The 18,796-nt window shown below is 63.1% G+C and carries 13 protein-coding genes; 8 read left to right on the top strand and 5 right to left on the bottom strand.

Going from position 1 to position 18,796, the window contains the following annotated elements; genetic code table 11:
- The first annotated feature begins 58 nt into the window (after nucleotides 1-58).
- Together CCICO_RS02445 and CCICO_RS02450 are read left to right on the top strand one after the other, a co-directional pair.
- Nucleotides 59-661, top strand: coding sequence for an ABC transporter ATP-binding protein (locus tag CCICO_RS02445; protein ID WP_026161302.1), 603 nt, complete (start codon nucleotides 59-61; stop codon nucleotides 659-661).
- Nucleotides 645-1,865 carry an FtsX-like permease family protein gene (locus tag CCICO_RS02450; protein WP_018018880.1) on the top strand — a complete coding sequence of 407 codons (1,221 nt, stop codon included), beginning with the start codon at nucleotides 645-647 and terminating at the stop codon, nucleotides 1,863-1,865. Before CCICO_RS02445 ends, CCICO_RS02450 begins: the two co-directional genes overlap by 17 nt.
- Nucleotides 1,866-1,942: 77 nt before the next feature.
- Here the strand turns inward: CCICO_RS02450 and CCICO_RS02455 are convergent, their stop codons facing one another.
- The 3 genes from CCICO_RS02455 to CCICO_RS02465 all read right to left on the bottom strand — a co-directional run bounded on the left by CCICO_RS02455 (nucleotide 1,943) and on the right by CCICO_RS02465 (nucleotide 4,457).
- The gene (locus tag CCICO_RS02455) at nucleotides 1,943-2,614 is read right to left on the bottom strand and encodes a hypothetical protein (protein WP_018018881.1); all 672 of its coding nucleotides are present in this window, start codon (nucleotides 2,612-2,614) and stop codon (nucleotides 1,943-1,945) included.
- Between the two features lie 32 nt (nucleotides 2,615-2,646).
- Complete coding sequence (locus tag CCICO_RS02460) at nucleotides 2,647-2,931, bottom strand: hypothetical protein (RefSeq protein WP_018018882.1); 285 nt, start codon at nucleotides 2,929-2,931, stop codon at nucleotides 2,647-2,649.
- A 299-nt stretch (nucleotides 2,932-3,230) separates the two neighbouring features.
- Entirely contained in the window at nucleotides 3,231-4,457 is a 1,227-nt protein-coding gene (locus CCICO_RS02465; protein ID WP_040357204.1) for a pentapeptide repeat-containing protein, read from the bottom strand.
- 262 nt (nucleotides 4,458-4,719) lie between these two features.
- Here CCICO_RS02465 and CCICO_RS02470 point away from each other — a divergent pair, with 262 nt between their 5' ends.
- The 3 genes from CCICO_RS02470 to CCICO_RS02480 are packed head-to-tail and all read left to right on the top strand — an operon-like array spanning nucleotide 4,720 to nucleotide 14,577.
- Nucleotides 4,720-13,791, top strand: a complete 9,072-nt coding sequence (locus CCICO_RS02470) for a type I polyketide synthase (RefSeq protein ID WP_026161303.1) — start codon at nucleotides 4,720-4,722, stop codon at nucleotides 13,789-13,791.
- A 40-nt stretch (nucleotides 13,792-13,831) separates the two neighbouring features.
- A complete protein-coding gene (gene acpS / locus CCICO_RS02475; protein ID WP_026161304.1) occupies nucleotides 13,832-14,278 on the top strand; it encodes a holo-ACP synthase AcpS in 447 nt (148 codons plus the stop codon).
- 17 nt (nucleotides 14,279-14,295) lie between these two features.
- Nucleotides 14,296-14,577 (top strand): hypothetical protein, encoded by a 282-nt coding sequence (locus CCICO_RS02480; RefSeq protein WP_018018887.1) that lies wholly within the window; start codon nucleotides 14,296-14,298, stop codon nucleotides 14,575-14,577.
- Nucleotides 14,578-14,590: 13 nt separating this feature from the next.
- Here the strand turns inward: CCICO_RS02480 and CCICO_RS02485 are convergent, their stop codons facing one another.
- Together CCICO_RS02485 and bcp are read right to left on the bottom strand one after the other, a co-directional pair.
- The gene (locus CCICO_RS02485) at nucleotides 14,591-15,151 is read right to left on the bottom strand and encodes a TetR/AcrR family transcriptional regulator (protein WP_244263973.1); all 561 of its coding nucleotides are present in this window, start codon (nucleotides 15,149-15,151) and stop codon (nucleotides 14,591-14,593) included.
- A gap of 299 nt (nucleotides 15,152-15,450) precedes the next feature.
- The gene (gene bcp / locus CCICO_RS02490; protein WP_018018889.1) at nucleotides 15,451-15,927 is read right to left on the bottom strand and encodes a thioredoxin-dependent thiol peroxidase; all 477 of its coding nucleotides are present in this window, start codon (nucleotides 15,925-15,927) and stop codon (nucleotides 15,451-15,453) included.
- 158 nt (nucleotides 15,928-16,085) lie between these two features.
- Between bcp and CCICO_RS02495 the strand changes: the two genes are divergently transcribed.
- From CCICO_RS02495 to CCICO_RS02505, 3 genes are all read left to right on the top strand, one after another.
- Nucleotides 16,086-16,361: a DUF3618 domain-containing protein gene (locus tag CCICO_RS02495; protein WP_018018890.1), complete on the top strand. Its 276-nt coding sequence runs from the start codon at nucleotides 16,086-16,088 to the stop codon at nucleotides 16,359-16,361.
- A 114-nt stretch (nucleotides 16,362-16,475) separates the two neighbouring features.
- Nucleotides 16,476-18,245 carry an alpha/beta-hydrolase family protein gene (locus CCICO_RS02500; RefSeq protein WP_018018891.1) on the top strand — a complete coding sequence of 590 codons (1,770 nt, stop codon included), beginning with the start codon at nucleotides 16,476-16,478 and terminating at the stop codon, nucleotides 18,243-18,245.
- A gap of 56 nt (nucleotides 18,246-18,301) precedes the next feature.
- Nucleotides 18,302-18,706, top strand: coding sequence for a hypothetical protein (locus tag CCICO_RS02505; protein WP_018018892.1), 405 nt, complete (start codon nucleotides 18,302-18,304; stop codon nucleotides 18,704-18,706).
- Nucleotides 18,707-18,796 lie beyond the last annotated feature (90 nt).

Here is an 18,796-nt window from a genome sequence, read left to right on the forward strand (position 1 = left end):
CATGGATTCGGCAGCCAACTCCAGCGCCGAGCGCGGGTGAGCGTGTTGTGATGACAGCATGTTACAAGCACAGAACCTCACTAAGAAGTACGGTCCTCGTCTGGTGTTCAAGGATCTCAACCTTGAGATCGCCCCTGGGGAGTTTGTGGCCATCATGGGCCCTTCCGGCTGCGGAAAATCCACCTTACTCAATCTGCTCTCCGGTTTGGACAAACCCAGCTCAGGAACAGTCAATGCGCCGAGCCGCACGCAGCGGGCTTTCGTATTTCAGGACTATAACCTGCTGGAATCCCTGGACGCTCGGACTAATGCGTTGCTCACCGCCAAGTTCTCGGGGCGGCGCTGCAGCAAGGAGGCCGCAGATCAAGCATTTCGGGATCTCAAGCTAGATGGATGCCAGAAACAGTTGCCCGCCGAGTTATCCGGTGGACAACAGCAGCGCGTGGCCGTGGCACGAGCACTGCTCGCGCGGGCCCCCTTCATCTTCGCCGACGAACCCACCGGAGCCCTTGACGATGACACCGCCGACACCGTGCTGCACCATTTGCGTGCTGCGGCGCACGCGGGCGCCACCGTGGTGATGGTGACCCACTCGCACGCCGCAGCAGCAGCGGCCGACCGCGTGATCGACTTGGAGGCTGCTCATGATCGTGTGGCTTAAAGATGTATGGGCGAATCGCGTCTCGTGGCTTGCAGTGGTCCTCACCCTAGCGGTGTCTTCGGCGAGCTGCAGCCTGGCATTGGTGCTCATGGATTCTGGTACCGATGACGCCGTACCCCTAGGCGGAACAATCCTCGGGATGTCGCTGTGCTCCATCGTGCTCGTTGTGGCGGCGCAGATGCGTCTACTCATCGACGAGCACTGGGAGGTCTACCGCAGTTGGCGGCTTGTGGGCATGCCCGGCTGGCTCATCGTGGTGTTTGTGCTCGGCCAGGTTGCGGTCGTTGCGTTAGTGGCAAGCGCGGCTGGTCTGGTGCTGGTGCCGCCGCTGCTCGAACCAGCGCGAGAAGCGCTGCTCTCTGATGGGATAGTTCTTGACCAGCTCACAGTGAGCGCGGCGACCGCGCTGCTTTCCGTCGGGGTCTGCGCTGGTGCCGCGGTGCTGGCTGTTCTTCTGCCGGTACGGCGCATTTTTCGCCCCAAGGTGGTACGTACAGCGCGGTGGACAGCTCCCTTAGCCGTGCTGCTGCTGGCGGCGGTGGTTGCGCCTTCGCTGTTCGCAGAGATGAAGCCTGATGATCTTCTCGGCTGGTCGATGGGGCTTATTGCCGGCGTGGGTCTGCTGATTCCGTGGCTCATGCCCCTCGTGGATCAATGGACGCGAGTAATGGGAATTGCTGGGGCGAACGTGCGTCAGCGGCGCCGCTTCAGCGCTCCTCAGATCTTGCCGTGGGTACTCTTCGGCGGGTTGATCGTGGTTATTGGTTCCGGAATGCGGGCGATGATGGCAGATGGGGCCAACGCCCAGGTATCGAAGTGGCAGGTGTTTGTCGTGGTGCTTGGACCTGCAATCGTGCCCAGCGTCGTTGCTGCACTCTCTATTTCCCTGCTCATGCGGCACCGTATCGCGGCGGATGTGCGGGCGCTGCGGCTGGCTGGAGCGCCGTCGCGCGCGCCGCTGAGTATCCAGGTAGGGGAGGCGTGTGCACTCGCGGTCACCGCGGCAGCGATTGTTGCTGTTATGGCGGTGTACGTGGTCACGCAATTGAATAGGGCCCTCGGTTCAGAGAATCTTTTAACTGGGCTGTGGTGGCAAGCCTGGGTTCCCATGTTTGCCGTCATGGCGGTCATCATCGCGCTGGTCAAAGTCGTTGTGGCCGGCCGTGTCTTACACACAACGATGACCGAGGATGGCTACGCCTAGGCGCTCGCTTATCGACGCCACCCTCCACCGCCCAGTCGGTCTGCTCGGTGTGGGGCGGGAGGGGAAGGATACCCCGACTAGGTGATGTCTAGTTTCTGCCATCCCTCGGTAGAACGATCCCCGCGCCTGATCCACTGCGAGAGCTCGTGGATAAGACTGTCCGCATCGGCTATATCCCGCCAATAGTGGTGCTGAGCGTCGCCCAGCCGCATTTCCAGCCGGTAATTGCCTACAGCAGTGTTGTAGAAGCACTGCATGTAGTGCTCCTCGAGGCTGTTGTCGGCGATGATGAGGAAGTCTCGCGGATCTTGGCCGATATTGAGTTCCGCCATCTCGCGTGCGTGATCGGTGATCTGGTGGATCCAGCGGGGGATGCCGCGCAGGCTTGCCCACGGCGCCTCGCACTCTGAGGTGACTGTCGTGAAGGTGGTGTCTTCGTCGCCGTAGGTCCACACAAGGTCGGCCTCGTCATTGATGGTGAGGGTGTAATACTCCGCCAGAATAGGACTGATGTACTGCAGCATCCGGCCAATGAGTTCGTCATAATCGCTGATGACAATGCAGTTGTCTCCGGCGATGTCAGCGCCGAGGTGGACCGGTTCGAGCCGAGCGAGGAGTCGCTCATGTAGCTGCTGCGTCTGCGGAGACACCTGCTTGTCTGCACGGACGGCGCGACGAACCACGGATGTGACCTCGTCAGTGTTCACCGGGGTGTTGGGAACGTGAATGATGACGTGTTCGAGACTCATAAAGCCGCACGGACCTTTCTAGATCGAAGTCGTTAATTGAAGAGGACAGCTGTGGCATGACCACTGCGGGCGGCGGTGCTGTAAAACTCCACCAACCCGTCGAGATCATTCTGGAGGTTCTGATCGACGGTGGATTGAAAGAGAGCGTAAGCCATGGCCGCGGTGTCTGCGGGGGATGCCACAAGAACTGTCGGATCTGGGCACAGCAAGGTGTGCCCAGTTACTGCTTTTTGTGCTTGCGGTGTCGATAGCGCCTGTTCGAGTTCGATTGCTGATTTATCGATATCCGTGCGGGGGCCGGTGGTTTCTTCTTCCATTCATTCCATGAGCAAGTCGGCAGCCGTGTCCTCGTCCGTGGCGAGAAGCTGTTGGTACTGGCCACTGGTGATGGCCACGTAGCTGGGGATGAGCATGGTCAAGCTATTCCTCATTCATTGCCATCGACTCTATCGGTGATGGGCTGGCGCGATCAGGAGTTGCCGCCATCCTAGCGAGCTACACAACGCCGCGCCGATACCCGCAGTGCGGGTGTATCGACGTTTCACAGATGCCGCTGCCTCACACCTTCACTGTGGCGCCGTCCGCCCACTGGGCACCCCGCCTGGGCTAAGTGGGTTTAAGCGGGGGAGAACACACCAGCTGCCGAGTACATCGCCCTATACGGTGACGGGTGGCCACTGGCGCTTGGAAGGAGCTCGGCGGCGAACCTGCTGCCGCGGGCGTGCCCCGATGAATGTTCAGCATCTTCTTCAATGAGCTGCAGAAGTAAGGAGGCAAACGCTTGGTCCATTCTTCCCGCTTTGCGCATATGCTCCTCGCAGGCGTGAATGAGTTTCGGCTTCGCGGCCGGCCAGTCTGGAATGATCACCGAATGATAGTCATCCTTTAGCTGAGAGCGCTCCACGTTTACTCCTAGGGCCTGAAAGTTTGCGAGCTCGCATCTACTGATATCTGCGCCAGAAAACTGCGTTTGCGATGCCCGTGCACTGATTGTTACGTCTGTTAGTTTTCCCTCGAGCGTGGATTCTTCGATGCGCAAATCGAGATGCGAGGAGTGCCCGCGCAGATCCATCCCCCGCACGGCAGAGCCGATGATTTCCCGCAGCAGGCGCCCGTCGATAAGCGTCGTAGCGAAGGAAAAATCGCAGTCAATGAATCTGGTGATGTTATTTTTCGGCGTGAGTATGGCGAAGTTTTCGCCGTGGCAGTGGTGGAAACTCACACCATCCAGATCGCAGTTAATGAATCGACTGTTATGAAAGCAGCAGTGTGAGAAAACGACGTTCTGGAAACGTCCCCGTAGAACAGAGGCGTCTGAGAAGTCGAGGCCTTCGATCGTTGTGTCGCTGAAAACGCACGGAGGGGATATAGCGCCAGGGGAATTTTGGATTGCCTGCTCCAATTCGGCCGGTGTGAGGCATGTGAGGGGATCGTTGTCTCTGCGTTCGGAGTCGAAGTCTTGGCCGGCGATGGCCCGAAAGAACTCATAATGCGCATCGTGGGTGATCAGGGACGTGAGCACATGGTTAAGGGCGCTGTCTGCGGGAAGCGAGGACGCAGAGGCGAGGATGCTTATCGTCGCTTGAAGTAGTTCCTCTCCTAAGAGGCTGCGGGGGGTGCGTTTCTCCTCGGTGAGTGGCTCGAGTAAGGCGATGACCGTGCGGACATTGGTCAGGCGCCCGTCTTCATCGCAGTCGAGGTGGCGAAGGGCGTTCTGGATTGCTTCTCCCCCGGGAGAGTGAGCTCCGTTTACTTCACTGAGCATGTGTGCCAACGCCTCGATTGGTGAGCGGGTGCGGGTGAGAAGCGAGGAATGCTGCTGTATGTCATCAGTGCGCGTCATGGTCAGCCCATTGTAGGTGTGTGTACGGGGGATGTTCGGCGAAGTGACGGCGGGGCAGTGCCGGCTGAAGGCAATGGCTAGCCGCGGGATGCACACCCAGTGCGGTAGGCGACGCGATGCGCCACGGGGCTAAGATGACGAATCCCTCATGATTTCATGGTAGGTTGTTTTCCCACGAGATACCTGTTTGATCACAAAAGGCAGTGTGTTTCGCGTAGAACCCTGTTCCTCCGAGTTTGAGAAGAGCCGACCACACAGCATGATGACTACCCACTCCACCCCCTCTCAACAGGACACATCCGCCACTGCAGGGCCGAATACTCTCAGCGATCGGCTGCAGAGCGAGCGTTTCGCCCTAAGTTACTCGGGCCAAGGGTTCGACTGGTTGCGCCCGCTTGCTCTTGCCGCCGAGGCTGGGGCAGAGGAGTCTCGCTTGCGCACACTGGTGGCCGAAGCCGAAGAGCGTCTGAGCGAACTCGCCGATGAACTCGCCGGGGTAGTGCCATTGGGTTTCGCCCCCTTCCGCTGGGCTGGGCTCGATGGCACTGCCGAAGGATCCGATCACGGCTACAGCACCAACGCGGCTGTGTCCGTTCCCGGTATCGTGCTCGCGCAGATCGCCACGCTCGACGCACTCAGTGCACAGGGCGTGCCCTGGCAAAAGGCAGAGCTATCGATTGGGCACTCCCAAGGACACATGGGCGTGGAATACGCTCAGGATCCCGATAGTGGCAGCGAGCTGTTGGTGATAGCACGCCTGATCGGTGCGGCCATAACGCGCGTCGCCCAGCGCAGCGGCGTGATGAGCGAAGGTGAGCGTCGTCCAATGCTCGCTATGAGCGGAGTTAAGCGCTGCATCGTGGAGGAAGAGCTGCGCGGCACGGACGCGGTGGTGGGATTGCACAACGCGCCTGACATGCAGGTAGTTGTGGGCACTCCCGCAGAGCTCGAGCGTGTATGCACGCGGCTGCTTCGCCGTGCGGAAAAGCAGCAGCAGGCAATCGAGAATAAAGAGCGCGGTGGTTCGGCGCTCAGCCCGTCCTTCAGCCCGATTGCTGTGACCGCCGGTTTTCATCATCCGGTGATGGACGAGGCCGTTGAGATGACCATGCGCTGGGCACGTCGACTCGGGTTGGACAATGGGCGTGCCGAGCGCTGCGCCCGTGCCGTGCTGGTAGATCCTGTGGACTGGCCGGCTGAGCTGCGCCGCGTGCGTGATGCGGGGGTGTCGTGGCTGCTCGAGATCGGCCCCGGGGAGGGAATGGCGAAGCTTAGTGCTGCGCAACTGAGCGGTACCGGCATCGCCGTGGTGCGTGCCGGTACCGCGGAGGGGCAGGGCCAGCTGAGCGATCCGCATGCCCAGCTGCCGCAGGCCGTCGACTACACGGCTTTCGCACCCCGTCTGAGCGCCGATGGGCGCCGGGTGGACACCGCGTTTACTCGCCTGACCGGCCGTTCTCCCATCGTGCTCGCCGGTATGACCCCCACGACGGTGGATCCCGAAATCGTTGCCGCCGCGGCTAATGCGGGGCACTGGGCCGAGCTCGCAGGTGGCGGGCAGGTAACCCCAGAGATCTTGGATGAGAATCTCACCCGCCTTGCCGAGCTACTGCAACCGGGTGTCAACGCCCAGTTCAACTCCATGTTCTTGGATCCCTATTTGTGGGGCATGCACATCGGCGGAAAGAAGCTGGTGCGCAAGGCGCGCGCTCAGGGCGCGCCGATCGATGGTGTGGTGATCACCGCCGGCATCCCAGAGCGGGACGAGGCAGTACGGCTGATGACGGAGCTGCGGGCGGAAGGAATCCCGTGGGTTGCCTTCAAGCCAGGTGCGGTGAAGCAGATCACCCAGGTGCTCGCGATTGCCCGCGAGGTGCCCGAGATGCCAGTGATCATGCACGTCGAAGGCGGCGTCGCAGGTGGCCACCACTCGTGGGAATCTCTCGATGATCTGCTGTTGCAGACCTATGAGCAGATTCGCCGCCAGCCCAACACAGTGCTGCTGGTCGGTGGCGGTATCGGCACTCCGGAACGGGCTGCAGATTACATCACTGGGCGTTGGGCTGAGGCCTATGGCGTGGTGGCAATGCCGGTCGACGGTGTGTTGGTGGGTACCGCCGCTATGGCAGCGCGGGAGGCCTGCACCTCCCCGCAGGTGAAGCAGGCTTTGGTGGAGACGACCGGTCCGAATGATTGGGTTCCCGCCGGCGGTGCCAAGGGTGGGATGGCCTCTGGGCGCTCTCAGCTGGGTGCCGATATCCATGAGATTGATAATTCCTTTGCCCGCGCGGGGCGTCTGCTCGACGAGGTCGCCGGCGATGCCGAAGCTGTGGATGCGCGGCGCGAGGAGATCATCACTGCCATCAACGCCACCTGTAAGAAGTACTTCGGAGACCTCAAGCAGATGAGCTACCGCGCGTGGCTGGAGCGCTATCTCGAATTGTCGGGGCCGGATGGCCGCGAGTGGGTGGATAAAACGTGGTACTTACGTTTCTGCCACATGCTGCAGCGCGCCGAGGCGCGACTGAGCCCAGCCGACCACGGTGAGCACCCCTCGCAGCTGTCCCCGCTGGAGATCACGGACGATCCCGCGGCAGCCGTGGCAGAGGCGGGGGCGGTCTATGATCTTGATCGTCGCCTCCACCCAGCCGATGTGGAGTGGTTCATCGCCGAACTGCGTACTCCCGGCAAGCCGGCCAACTTTGTGCCCGTGATCGATGAAAACGTTCGTCGCTGGTGGCGTTCTGATTCTCTGTGGCAGGCGCACGATTCGCGCTACAGCGCGGACGAGGTGTGCATCATCCCCGGCCCCGTGGCCGTGGCAGGAATCACCACCGCCAACGAGCCTATTGCCGAGTTGCTCGGCCGCTTCGACGCCGCTGTTGTCGACGCTGCACGCGAACGCCACGCGGAGACCGAAGAGAGCCCATCGCGCTTGTCGACGCTACTCTCCAGCCCCACCACCTATTGGGCAGGCCGCAATGTGCCGTCAATGCTGCACGCCCTTGCCCCCGCGTCCGAGTGGGAAATCCTCTCCGAGCACGAGGCGCGCGAACCGCGTACGGGAGCGCACCTGCGCGTGCTCGATGAGACCCGCGCGGAGCTCGCGGTTAGTCTCGCCGGCGAGCGCCGTTGCGAGGGCCTTGATCTGCATGTGGACTTCCAGCTGCCACAGATTCCAGGCGCCGCTCCGGTAGTTTCTCAGCGCGCCGCGGAAAAGGCCATGGACGCTCTCACCGAGATCGCCGATGGCGGGCAACTCGCGGAGCTGGTCGATCACGTGGCTACGCATGAGTTCACCATCGATGCAGAAAAGGCCGCTGACTATCACAACCTCACCAGCGCAGTGCTGCGCGAGGTGAGCGTGGGTGGGTCTCGCTTTGTGGCCCCCGATGTCCTGGTCGGAGCCTGCTGGCCGGCGATCTTCGCTGCGGTGCGCGATGCTGAGATTCCTGGCCGCCCCGGCGAGCGGGTGGTGGAGGGCATGCTCTCTTTGGTGCATCTCGAACACCATCTGTCCTTGCTCGATGAGCAGGCCAGCGCCGCGGCACTGGTCGGGGTGCCGCTGACGGCCACCGCGCACGCCGATGAGGTCAGCGACACCGACATCGGTCGGGTCGTGGTGGTGCGGGTGCGTATCAGCGATGCCGAAGGGCGTGAGCGCGCCACGTTGACCGAACGCTTCGCCATTCGCGGGCGCAGCGGCTCGGCCACGGCGCGGACCAACACCTCCGCGTTGCCTTCCATCAGCTCGGTCACCCGCTCCGCGCGCACTCGGGCTCAGGTGGTGGCACCGGAATCCATGCTGCCGTTCGCTATCGTCTCGGGCGATCGCAACCCGATCCACGTCTCTACCACCGCCGCACACTTGGCAGGTTTGGAGGATGTGATCGTCCACGGGATGTGGACCTCCGCAGTATCCGAACTCGTCGCGACCGCCGCCTATTCCGACGATGCCGTGCACACCGAACCCGCCCGCATCACCGAGTTCACCGCCACAATGCTGCGCCCCATCGCCCCAGGCGAGACGGTCGATATTACCGTCGAGCGCACCGGCATCGATGACCGCCCTGGGCGGGGCGAGGTGCGCGAGGTGACCGCCAGCGTCAAGGGTGAGCCGGTGCTCACGGCCGTCGCAGTGATGGCTGCACCCGCCACCTTCTACGCCTTCCCCGGCCAAGGCATCCAGCACGAGGGCATGGGGATGGAGGCCTATGCCTCCTCCCGTGAAGCCAAGAAGGTGTGGGACCGTGCCGATGCCCACACCCGCCGCACACTCGGATTCTCCGTGCTCGAGATCGTGCGCAATAACCCCCGCGAGGTCGTGGTCAATGGCGAACGTTTCTTCCACCCCGACGGGGTGCTCTTTCTCACCCAGTTCACCCAGGTGGCAATGGCCACCCTCGGCGTGGCACAGGTCGCGCAGATGCGCGAGGCTGGGGTTCTCGACGACACCGCCTTCTTCGCTGGGCACTCCGTGGGTGAGTACAACGCACTCGCTGCCTACTCGGGCGTGCTCTCCCTCGAATCCGTAGTGGAGATCGTCTATGCCCGCGGACTCACGATGCACCGTTTGGTCGAGCGCGACGCCGATGGCGTATCCAACTACGGTCTGGCTGCCCTGCGGCCCTACAAGTTCGGCCTCGCTGCAGACGATGTCGCCGACTTCGTGGCGGAGATTTCCCGCAACAGCGGCGAGTTCCTCGAGATTGCCAACTACAACCTCAAGGGCAAGCAGTACGCTGTCGCTGGCACCCGCGCCGGGCTGAAGGCCCTGGCCGCCGCGGCAGAGAAGCGCGCCCCAGGTGCTCGCGGCCTCATCCTCATCCCTGGCATCGATGTGCCTTTCCACTCCTCGGTGCTGCGCGACGGGGTGGACGACTTCCGCGATCACCTAGATAGCCTGCTGCCGGATCAGATCAACCCCGAGGTATTGCTGGGCCGCTACATCCCGAACCTGGTGGCCCGTCCCTTCGCGGTCACCGCAGACTTTGTGGAATCCATGCGCGAGGTGGTGGACTCACCGATCCTCGACAGCTTGGCCGAGCGTTTCGATACCGCGGTGGCCGAGAACGCCGCAGCGGTGGCACGGACCATCCTGATCGAGCTGCTCGCCTGGCAGTTTGCCTCCCCTGTGCGCTGGATCGAAACCCAAGACCTCATGCTGGCAGAACTGGGTGTGCAGCGTTTCGTTGAAATCGGGGTGGGCAGTGCCCCCACCTTGGCCAACATCATGGCCCAGACCGCTGCGGCCAGCCCCGGCGGGCACGGGATGGAGATCCTCAATGTTGAACGCGATCGTGCAGTCGTGTTCGCCGAGGACAGCTACAGCTTCGCTGTGCAAGCAGAAGAGGAGCCCGACCACCCCGCAGAGGCGATCGAGCAGGCCCCCGCTGCGCCCTCCACTCCACCGGTGGAAGAACCTACGCCAGCGCCGGCTAGCCCGGCACCCGCCGCAACGGCAGGAGAGACCCCGGAGGTGGAGTTCACCCCCGCGGATGCCACCACCGTGCTACTGAGCCTGTGGACCAAGGTGCAGCCCGGGCAGATCACCGACACCGACACCATTGAAACCCTCACCGACGGGGTGTCCTCGCGGCGAAACCAGCTGCTGCTGGACCTCGGCGTGGAATTCGGACTCGGGGCCATCGACGGCGCTGCAGACGCCGAGATCCCCGATCTGAAAAACACAGTAAGCCGCATGGCTAAGGGCTACCAGGGCTTCGGCCCCGTTCTTGGCGACGCCATCAGCGATGGTCTGCGCACGATCACCGGCCCAGCAGGGGCCAAACCGAGCGCAGTGGCCGAACGCATCAACAAGGTGTGGAACCTCGGCGAAGGCTGGCGCCTCCACACCGAAGCACAGGTGGTGTTGGGCACCCGCGACGGTGAGTCCGTGCGTGGCGGCCAGCTAGCGGAACTCAGCCCAGCTCAACCGAGCTCTGCCAGCGAGCTGGACCAGCTCATCGATAACGCCGTGGTGCAGGCGGCACAGCGGCTGGGAGTGAGCGTCGCAAAGCCGCAAGCGGCAGGAGGAGAACACACCGCGGTGGACTCTGCAGCCCTCGGGGCCTTTGCAGAGCAAGTCACCGGCAAAGCCGGTGTGCTCGCCGAGACCGCCCGCATGATCCTCAAGCAGCTTGGTCACGACCACGCGCCCCAAACCGTGGGGCTCGATGAGCGCGCCGCCGACGAGAAACTCTTCGACATGGTCTCGGCGGAGCTCGGGCAGAACTGGCCGCGGATGGTCTCCCGCAACTTCGATCCACGCCGCGCCGTCCTGCTCGATGACCGCTGGGCATCGGCGCGAGAAGACATCACGCGCGCCGGGCTGGGGCTGATCGATCCAGCCACCATCGATGTCAGTGGCGCGGGATCCGCTGTTGCCGCCCACGCCCGCCACTTCGGGCTCGACTCTTTGGAGCTACAGGCCCTCGACAGCCGCCGCGGCGACTTCGCCGAGGACGTGGCCGTGGTTACCGGCTCCTCCCCGCACTCCATCGCTGCTGCGGTAGTGGGGGAGTTGCTGGCCGAAGGAGCCACCGTGGTGACTACCACCTCGAGGCTCAATCACGAGCGACTCCAGTTCTACAAGAAGCTCTACGCGGATAACGCCCGCTACGGCGCGACGCTCTGGGTCATTCCGGCAAACCTGGCCTCCTACGCGGATCTTGACGCGGTGGTGGACTGGATCGGATCCGAGCTGCGTGTCACCGTGGGGGCATCCTCTGTAGTCACCAAGCCGGCGCTGGTACCCACCCTGATCTTCCCCTTCGCCGCCCCACCCGTGCAGGGAAGCATCGACGAAGCCGGACCGCAGGCGGAAAACCAGATGCGGCTACTGCTGTGGTCCGTGGAAAGGCTCATCGCTGGGCTCTCCGCCCTCGGTGCGGACACCCACGTTGGACAACGAGCCCACGTGGTGCTGCCAGGCTCGCCCAACCGTGGCATCTTCGGCGGCGACGGCGCCTATGGAGAATCCAAGGCCGCCCTCGACGCCCTAGTGAACCGCTGGAGTGTGGAGGAGAACTTCTCTGCCCGCACCAGCTTGGCGCACGCCCTCATCGGCTGGGTGCGCGGAACCGGACTCATGGGCGGTAACGATCCGCTGGTCGAGCTCGTCGAGGCCAAGGGAGTGCGCACCTATTCCACCGCGGAGATGGCGCGTGAGCTCATCAGCCTCGCTTCTCCAGAGTCGCGCCGGGCTGCCCTCGAGACGCCTCTGATCGCCGACTTCACAGGAGGGCTGGCCGAAGCGCAGCTCAACCTCGCAGAATTGGCCCGCTCCGCAGCAGAGGCCACCTCAGCCGAAGGGCTGCACGAGGTCGATACCACGCCGCGGTTCGACGCCTTGCCGAACCTGCCCCAGCGACAGCCCGCCCCGTCCACCGCTGCGGCCGCATTCCACGGCTCTGTGAGCGCCGCCCTGGAGAACATGGTGGTGCTGGTTTCCGCAGCGGAACTCGGCCCCTATGGTTCCTCGCGCACCCGCTTTGAAGCCGAGGTTAGCGGCGATCTCAGCGCTGCCGGGGTGCTCGAGCTGGCATGGTCGATGGGGTTGATCTCCTACGAGGACGGCAGCTGGATCACCGCCGATGGGGACGAGATCGCCGAGGCGGACATCTTTGACGCCTACCACGACGAGGTTCTCGGACGCGTCGGCGTGCGCCAGTATCACGATGATTTCTCCATGGTGAACAACCTTGCCCCGCAGCTGAGCAAGATCTATCTGGAAGAGGAACTCACCTTCGCCGTGGCGAGCCGCGAGGAGGCCGAAGGCTATGTTGCCCAGGATCCGAACACCGTGGTGCGCTTCCATCCCGAGAGCGAAGAATGGCTGGTTACTCGCCCGGCTGGATCCGAGGTGCGTGTGCCCACCCGCACGGTGATGTCGCGCTTCGTGGGCGGCCAAATTCCTGAGGGCTTTGACCCCACCCGCTGGGGCATTCCCGCCGAGATGGTCACAAACCTCGACCGCGTGGCTGTGTGGAACCTCGTGTGCACCGTGGATGCCTTCCTCTCTGCAGGGTTTACCCCCGCCGAGATTCTGGCGCATGTGCACCCAGCGAAGGTCAGCTCCACCCAGGGCACCGGCATGGGCGGGATGTCCTCCATGCGCTCCCTTTACGTGGACGGCCTGCTCAACGAGGCTCGTGCTAATGACATCCTGCAAGAAGCCCTGCCCAATGTGGTGGCTGCACACGTGATGCAGGCCTATGTGGGCGGCTACGGCCAGATGGTCCACCCGGTGGCGGCCTGCGCTACCGCAGCGGTGTCAGTGGAAGAGGGCATGGATAAAATCCGCCTAGGCAAGGCCGATGTGGTGGTCACCGGCGGTATCGATGATCTCTCGGTAGAGGGCATCACCGGCTTCGGCGATATGTCCGCTACCGCCGATTCTCAGGTCATGCGCGATAAGGGCATTGAAGATCGCTACTTCTCGCGGGCCAACGATCGGCGGCGGGCCGGATTCGTGGAATCCGCCGGCGGCGGCACCCTGCTGCTTATGCGCGGCACGGTGGCCCTCGAGCTGGGTCTGCCGGTGCAGGCGGTGGTGGGCTATGCCCAGTCCTTCGCCGATGGGCTGCACACCTCCATTCCCGCACCCGGCCTGGGAGCCTTGGCCGCGGCCCAGGGCGGCAGCCACTCGCAGCTGGCCACCCAGTTGGCGGAGTTGGGCGTGCACGCCGATGACATCCGCGTGGTGTCGAAGCACGACACCTCCACCAATGCCAATGATCCCAACGAGTCCGAGCTGCACGAGCGTATTCAAACTGCTCTTGGCCGCGGCGCGGGCACCCCGCTGTACGTGATCTCGCAGAAGACGCTCACCGGCCACGCCAAGGGCGGTGCGGCGGCCTTCCAGCTGGCAGGGCTGGCCCAGGTGTTGCGTTCGGGAGTGATCCCAGCGAACTTCTCGCTTGACTGTGTCGATCCGGTACTAGCGGAGCATCCACATCTGGTGTGGCTGCGCCAACCGCTCACCCTGCCGGAGCAGGAGGTGCTCAAGGCTGGCTTCGTCACCTCGCTCGGTTTCGGCCACGTGTCCGCACTCGTTGCCTTGGTTCACCCAGCGGCCTTCTACGAGGCGGTGCGCTCGCAGCGAGGTGAAGACGCCGCAGCGGCGTGGGCTGCAAGGGCCACCGCCCGCGAGGAGGCAGGTGCCGAGCGCATCCTCGCCGGAATTCACGGTGCCGCCGCCTTGTACGAGCGCACGAGTGGACGCAACCTAGGCGGCGACGGCGCTGACGCTCACGAGCGAGAAACAGCCATGCTTCTCGACGCCGATGCGCGGCTGCACCAGGGGCGCTACCGTCTATCCGAAAATCGCTAGGACGGTGGACACTCCCCAGAACCCCAGCGCCCCTTCCGCTCTGCCGGTACGAGGATGCGGGATCGACCTGGTGCATGTGCCGGGCTTTGCCGAGCAACTGGCCCAGCCCGGCACCCGTTTTACGCGGGTCTTTCACGCCAGCGAACTGCGTCTTGTGCAGCAGCGCGGCCTAGATGGTGTGGCTCGAGCGTGGCACCTCGCGGGGCGCTGGGCGGCGAAAGAGGCCTGGATCAAAGCGTGGTCGCAGGCTCTGTTCGGCCAGCCCCCGGTGCTGGCCGAACATGAGGTGGATTTCCGCGAGATCGTGGTGCAGGCCGATCCTTGGGGCCGGGTGCGGCTTCGGTTGCGCCATGGCCTGCGCATGATCGCCGCCGAGAGCCTCGCACTTAACCCCGAGCAGCTGGATGCTGCGCTGGCGTTGAGTATTAGCCACGATGGCGATTACGCCACAGCAGTGTGCATAATCGCTGATACCCCACACCGCTAGGGCTAGGCTATAAAGGTGTGAGTATCTCGAAACACTTCGATGACTATCTCGCCGAGCATCAGCTGATCCCCGCGGCGGAGGTGGTTCCCGATCACCCCTGCCAGGATTTCTCCCACAATAAGCACGTGGTGGATTCCTCCACCCCCGCGCAGAGCTGCGATGACGCAGCCGCGTCTGGGGCCGCCGATGCACCAGCTTCTTACTGCTCGTCTGCGGAGAAGCCGAGCGAGAACGATGCCCTCGACGAGGCCGCCCGGCTGGCTCAGGCCATGCTGGGCGCCAACGGCAGCAGCAGCTAGCTCTGCCTGCCGGCTAGCCCTGCGCCACGGAGAAGAGATAGGCGATGAGCATGCGTTTAATCTCTTCCACAGTGGTGCGATAGGTGGCGGGGGAGTCGGTGGCATCGCGTACCGCGTAGTTCAGCAGCGAGGTGGCGGTGTGAACCAAAATACCGGCGTGTTTGCGCCGCTCGGGCAGCGGCAGGGTGGGAGCAAGGGGGATGAGTACCTGGGCAAGCAGGTCCAGTAGCTCCGACTCGGTGGCCGCGCCCGTCGCCCGTGTCGCCGGGGTGGACTGGATGGCGTGCCACACCGCCCGCCGTGAGGGGTCTGCTTTCCACAGCTGAGCGAGGTGATCGATGAAGTCATCGAGAAAATCCGGCCATTGAATGGAAGGGTCGCGGCTGGGCCATTTCTTCAGCTCAGCCACGATCACCGCGGTGTCCTGACGATCCAGCTCGCAGATCATCACGTACTTGTTGGCAAAGAATTGATAGAGCGTGCCGATGGGCACCTCGGCGCGTTTGGCTACCTCGTCAAAGGTAAAAGACTCAAAGCCGTGATCGACCAGAACGCTGCGCGCGGCCTCCAACATGCGGGCAAATTTTTCTCGGCTGCGCTGCTGGGCGGGGCGGCGGCGGGGAACCAGAATCACAGGATCGCCACTGGCGGCGTCGCTATGCTGCTGCGGTGCGGAGCGTGGCCCGCGGCTGGCGGGGGCGTGTTCAGAGCTGTTCTGGTCAGAGATTCTAGCCATGATAAGTATCGAGTCTATCGGACACGAACGCCCCTGTGAACGCGGGTTATCTCCCCTTTAGGCCGCCTTTAAGTTTCCGCGCTCGAGCACGGGGCTAGCGTCACCTCGAGCGCTCGGCGCCGGTGGAAGGTGGGGTGCTAGAGAACGTCGCGCAGAATGCGATCCACGTGCCCTTTGGCGCGCACATTGTAGAGGGCGTTGGCGATGCGGCCTTGCTCATCCACGAGGAAGGTTGAGCGAATCACGCCCTGGACCACCTTGCCGTAGTTCTTCTTCTCCCCGAAGGCACCCCAGGCAGTCATCACCTTTTTATCTGGGTCAGAAAGCAAGGTGAAGCTGAGGCCGTGATCTTCGCGGAACGCCGCTAGCTTCTCGGGGGCGTCGGGAGAGATACCCACCACGGCCACGCCGAGGTCATTGAGCCGAGCAAGGTTATCGCGGAAATCGCAGGCCTCGGTGGTGCAGCCGGGGGTGTTGGCGCGCGGGTAGAAGTACACCAGCACGCGCTGCCCGCGGAAGTCGGTGAGGCTGACGGTGTCGTTGGCGTCGTTAAGCAATGTGAAATCGGGGGCGGTGTCGCCGTCGCTGAGGCGGACAGAAGCTGGTTCAGTCATGGCTCTAGGGTAGGCGAGTGGGCGGCATTGCTGCACTGCGGTGGGTATGCCAAGTAGAAACCGTGGCGTGGTATTAGGTAGGCTCATGCTGGTAAACGCCGCCCCCACAGGTGGCGCAATGAACATGGATAAAACTACCCAGGGGAGTATCGACAACAGTGGCACGCAATATTGAGGACATTCAGCGCGACATCGAGCGCACTCGCAAGAACCTCGCGAACACCCTCGATGAGCTTGCCGAGCGCAGCCAGCCTAAGAACCTCGTCAACGACGCGAAGAAGGAAGCTACCTCCAAGCTTCAGGACCCGAAGGTGCAGAAGATTCTCGCCGGTGTCGGCGCCGTGGTCGTTGGAGCGGTCGTGGTTGGCGTACTGCGTTCCCGCAAGCACAACAAGGATCTCAAGGAGATCCAGAAGCTGCTCGCTTCCCGTTAATCTTTGTCGCTTTTCGCTTGTCGACGCCCCGTTGCGCCGAGTCTTCCTCACCGAAGATCGGTGTGGCGCGGGCGTTTTCATGCGTGAGAGCCCAGTGTCTCCTAGGTGCCCATAATGAGTAGCGATCGTCCGGAGCGGCTGACCGTCACCTCCCGCCACTACAACGTGGTGGGGCTGATCGGCGTGGCTCTCTTTTTTGCTGCCGCCTACACGCCGTCGCTGCTGCCGCGTACGTGGTACTACCAGGGCATTGTCTCGGGGCTCACTGCCAATGTGGGCTACTGCGTCGGGCTGGGCCTCAGCCACGTGGGGTGGTTGGTGCTGCGGCGGCTCGGTCCCCGTGTGGCGCCTCTTAAGCTGAGCTATCGGCATCGGCGGATGGTCGACTATATCGGCATCGCTGTGCTGGGGGTGGTGGCTGTAGCAGTGGTGTGGGCGTCGGTGTCTTGGCAGGAACAGCTCGCCGCCGTGCAGGGCTTACCCACCCCGCACCTGAGTCGATTCTTGCCGTTGTCTGCGGCGCTCGGTTTGGCTGTGTGTTTCGGGTTGATCTGGCTGTGGCGGCTGTTGGCCGCGTGGGCAGAGTCCACCGCGGAGGCCCTCGAGCATCGAGGCATGCCCGCTGGGGCGGCAGCGGTGGTGGCCAATGTGTTCGTTGTAGTGATCATGGCGGCCAGTGTGGGCATCATCATCCCGAACACTGGCCTGACCATCATTGAGCGCCAAGCCGCCGACCGCAATGCCACCTATCGCGAGGACATCGCCCCGCCCACGGTGGCATATCGCTCAGCTGGGCCAGGCAGCGATATTGAGTGGGAAGGTTTGGGCTATGAAGGCTCCCGCTTCATCGCCGATGGCGCTACCAAGGAGGAGCTGGAGGCGGTCACCCACCGGCCCACCCGTGAGCCCATTCGCCTCTACGCGGGGGTGGGCAACGGCGCGAATATGCAGGAGCGCGTGGATAAGCTCGTAGCGGAGCTGGACCGTACCGGTGCGGCGGATCGCCAAGCGTTGCTCATCGTGCCAGTCACTGGCACCGGCTGGGCCAATCCTGTTGCGGCCCAGGCCTTTGAGTTGCTTTTCGACGGCAACACCGCGATAGCCAGCGCCCAGTTTGGCGTGCTACCTTCTGCCGTGTCATTCCTCAGCGATTCCGATGCGGCGGCGCAGGCGGGGAGCGAATTGATCCACACGGTGGCTCGGTGGTGGTCAGATCTTCCGGCCGATCACCGTCCCCAGCTCTATCTTTATGGTGAATCTCTCGGCACTAAAGGGGTCGAAGCAGCCATGGAATCCTTGCGGGCGATGAGCGTGGAACCGGACGGAGTCTTCATGGTGGGCCCGCCGCGGAGCAATGAGTTGCACCGCTGGCTCACATCTAATCGCGAACCTCATAGTCCGGAATATCAGCCGGTGATGCCTGATTCATCCGCCGTGCGCTTTGCTGCAACCGGCCGGCACGCTCGCCAGTTAGGGACCGAGTCGAGTTGGGGTGAGCACCGGCTGCTGTATCTGCAGCACGCCACCGACCCTGTGGTGTGGTGGGAACCGAATCTGTTGTGGAAACGTCCTGATTGGCTTCTTGAATCACCAGGACCAGGCCGAGCCCCGCAGATGGCGTGGTATCCCGTGATCACTTTTTGGCAAGTCAGTGCTGACCTCGGTGGAGCGGCTGATGTGCCGGACGGGTTTGGCCATAACTACGCTACAGAGCTTCTCGATGGCTGGATCGCCGTGACCCGCAGTCCTCGATCCAGTGACGCCGACACCGCAGCATTGCGCGCAGAGCTGAACACCCTGCTTGCGGCACAAGGGCCGGAGAAGGGCCATATTAGCCACGTCAGTGGTGAACATTACGCGCGGAATGCGGGCACATCACATTAAGGTAAAAAAACCTTTTTCCTCTAGCATCCCCGTAAGGGGGGAGTAAGGTTTTGGTTATGAAATCTCAGACTCAAAAACTAGCTCCCACGTCCCTCATTGTCGCCTATTGGGCAGCGGCCATCTCGGTGGTGGCATCGATCATCATCATGGTGCTGCTCTACGCGGTAGCCTCCAGCGCTGCTGAAGTCCCCATGTTCATCTCCGTGATTGCGATGAACCTTTCCGCTCTTATTGCCCTCGTTGCCGCGATCGTGGCGGCGGTGCAGTACTCGGGTCCAGTACGAACCCACGCCGTGGTTCTCATCGCGGCCATTGTGCTTGGGCGCATCATTCTCGGCGTTGGCGGGGCCATCGACAGTGCGGGGGTGCTCGCGGCCCTCCAAGTCTTGAGCATCGTGCTCTTGCTGGGTGCGGTGGTGTACTTAAGCTCTGGGCTGAAAAAGGGGATTGCCGCCGCCTAAGAGGGGGCCCGGAGATCATCGCCGGGCTTGCGCCGGGGTGTGACCCGTAGAACGAGACAACCCCCGTTGGGAAAGATCCCAACGGGGGTA

This window comes from Corynebacterium ciconiae DSM 44920 (assembly GCF_030440575.1).
Taxonomy (GTDB): Bacteria; Actinomycetota; Actinomycetes; order Mycobacteriales; family Mycobacteriaceae; genus Corynebacterium; species Corynebacterium ciconiae.

Excerpts from the sequence above, each read along its gene's own strand:
- CCICO_RS02450 (WP_018018880.1), top strand. The coding sequence starts at position 645 with ATGATCGTGTGGCTTAAAGATGTATGGGCGAATCGCGTCTCGTGGCTT.
- CCICO_RS02455 (WP_018018881.1), bottom strand. The coding sequence starts at position 2,614 with ATGAGTCTCGAACACGTCATCATTCACGTTCCCAACACCCCGGTGAAC.
- CCICO_RS02470 (WP_026161303.1), top strand. The coding sequence starts at position 4,720 with ATGACTACCCACTCCACCCCCTCTCAACAGGACACATCCGCCACTGCA.
- CCICO_RS02460 (WP_018018882.1), bottom strand. The coding sequence starts at position 2,931 with ATGGAAGAAGAAACCACCGGCCCCCGCACGGATATCGATAAATCAGCA.
- CCICO_RS02500 (WP_018018891.1), top strand. The coding sequence starts at position 16,476 with ATGAGTAGCGATCGTCCGGAGCGGCTGACCGTCACCTCCCGCCACTAC.
- bcp (WP_018018889.1), bottom strand. The coding sequence starts at position 15,927 with ATGACTGAACCAGCTTCTGTCCGCCTCAGCGACGGCGACACCGCCCCC.
- CCICO_RS02465 (WP_040357204.1), bottom strand. The coding sequence starts at position 4,457 with ATGACGCGCACTGATGACATACAGCAGCATTCCTCGCTTCTCACCCGC.
- CCICO_RS02485 (WP_244263973.1), bottom strand. The coding sequence starts at position 15,151 with ATGTTGGAGGCCGCGCGCAGCGTTCTGGTCGATCACGGCTTTGAGTCT.
- CCICO_RS02445 (WP_026161302.1), top strand. The coding sequence starts at position 59 with ATGTTACAAGCACAGAACCTCACTAAGAAGTACGGTCCTCGTCTGGTG.
- CCICO_RS02505 (WP_018018892.1), top strand. The coding sequence starts at position 18,302 with ATGAAATCTCAGACTCAAAAACTAGCTCCCACGTCCCTCATTGTCGCC.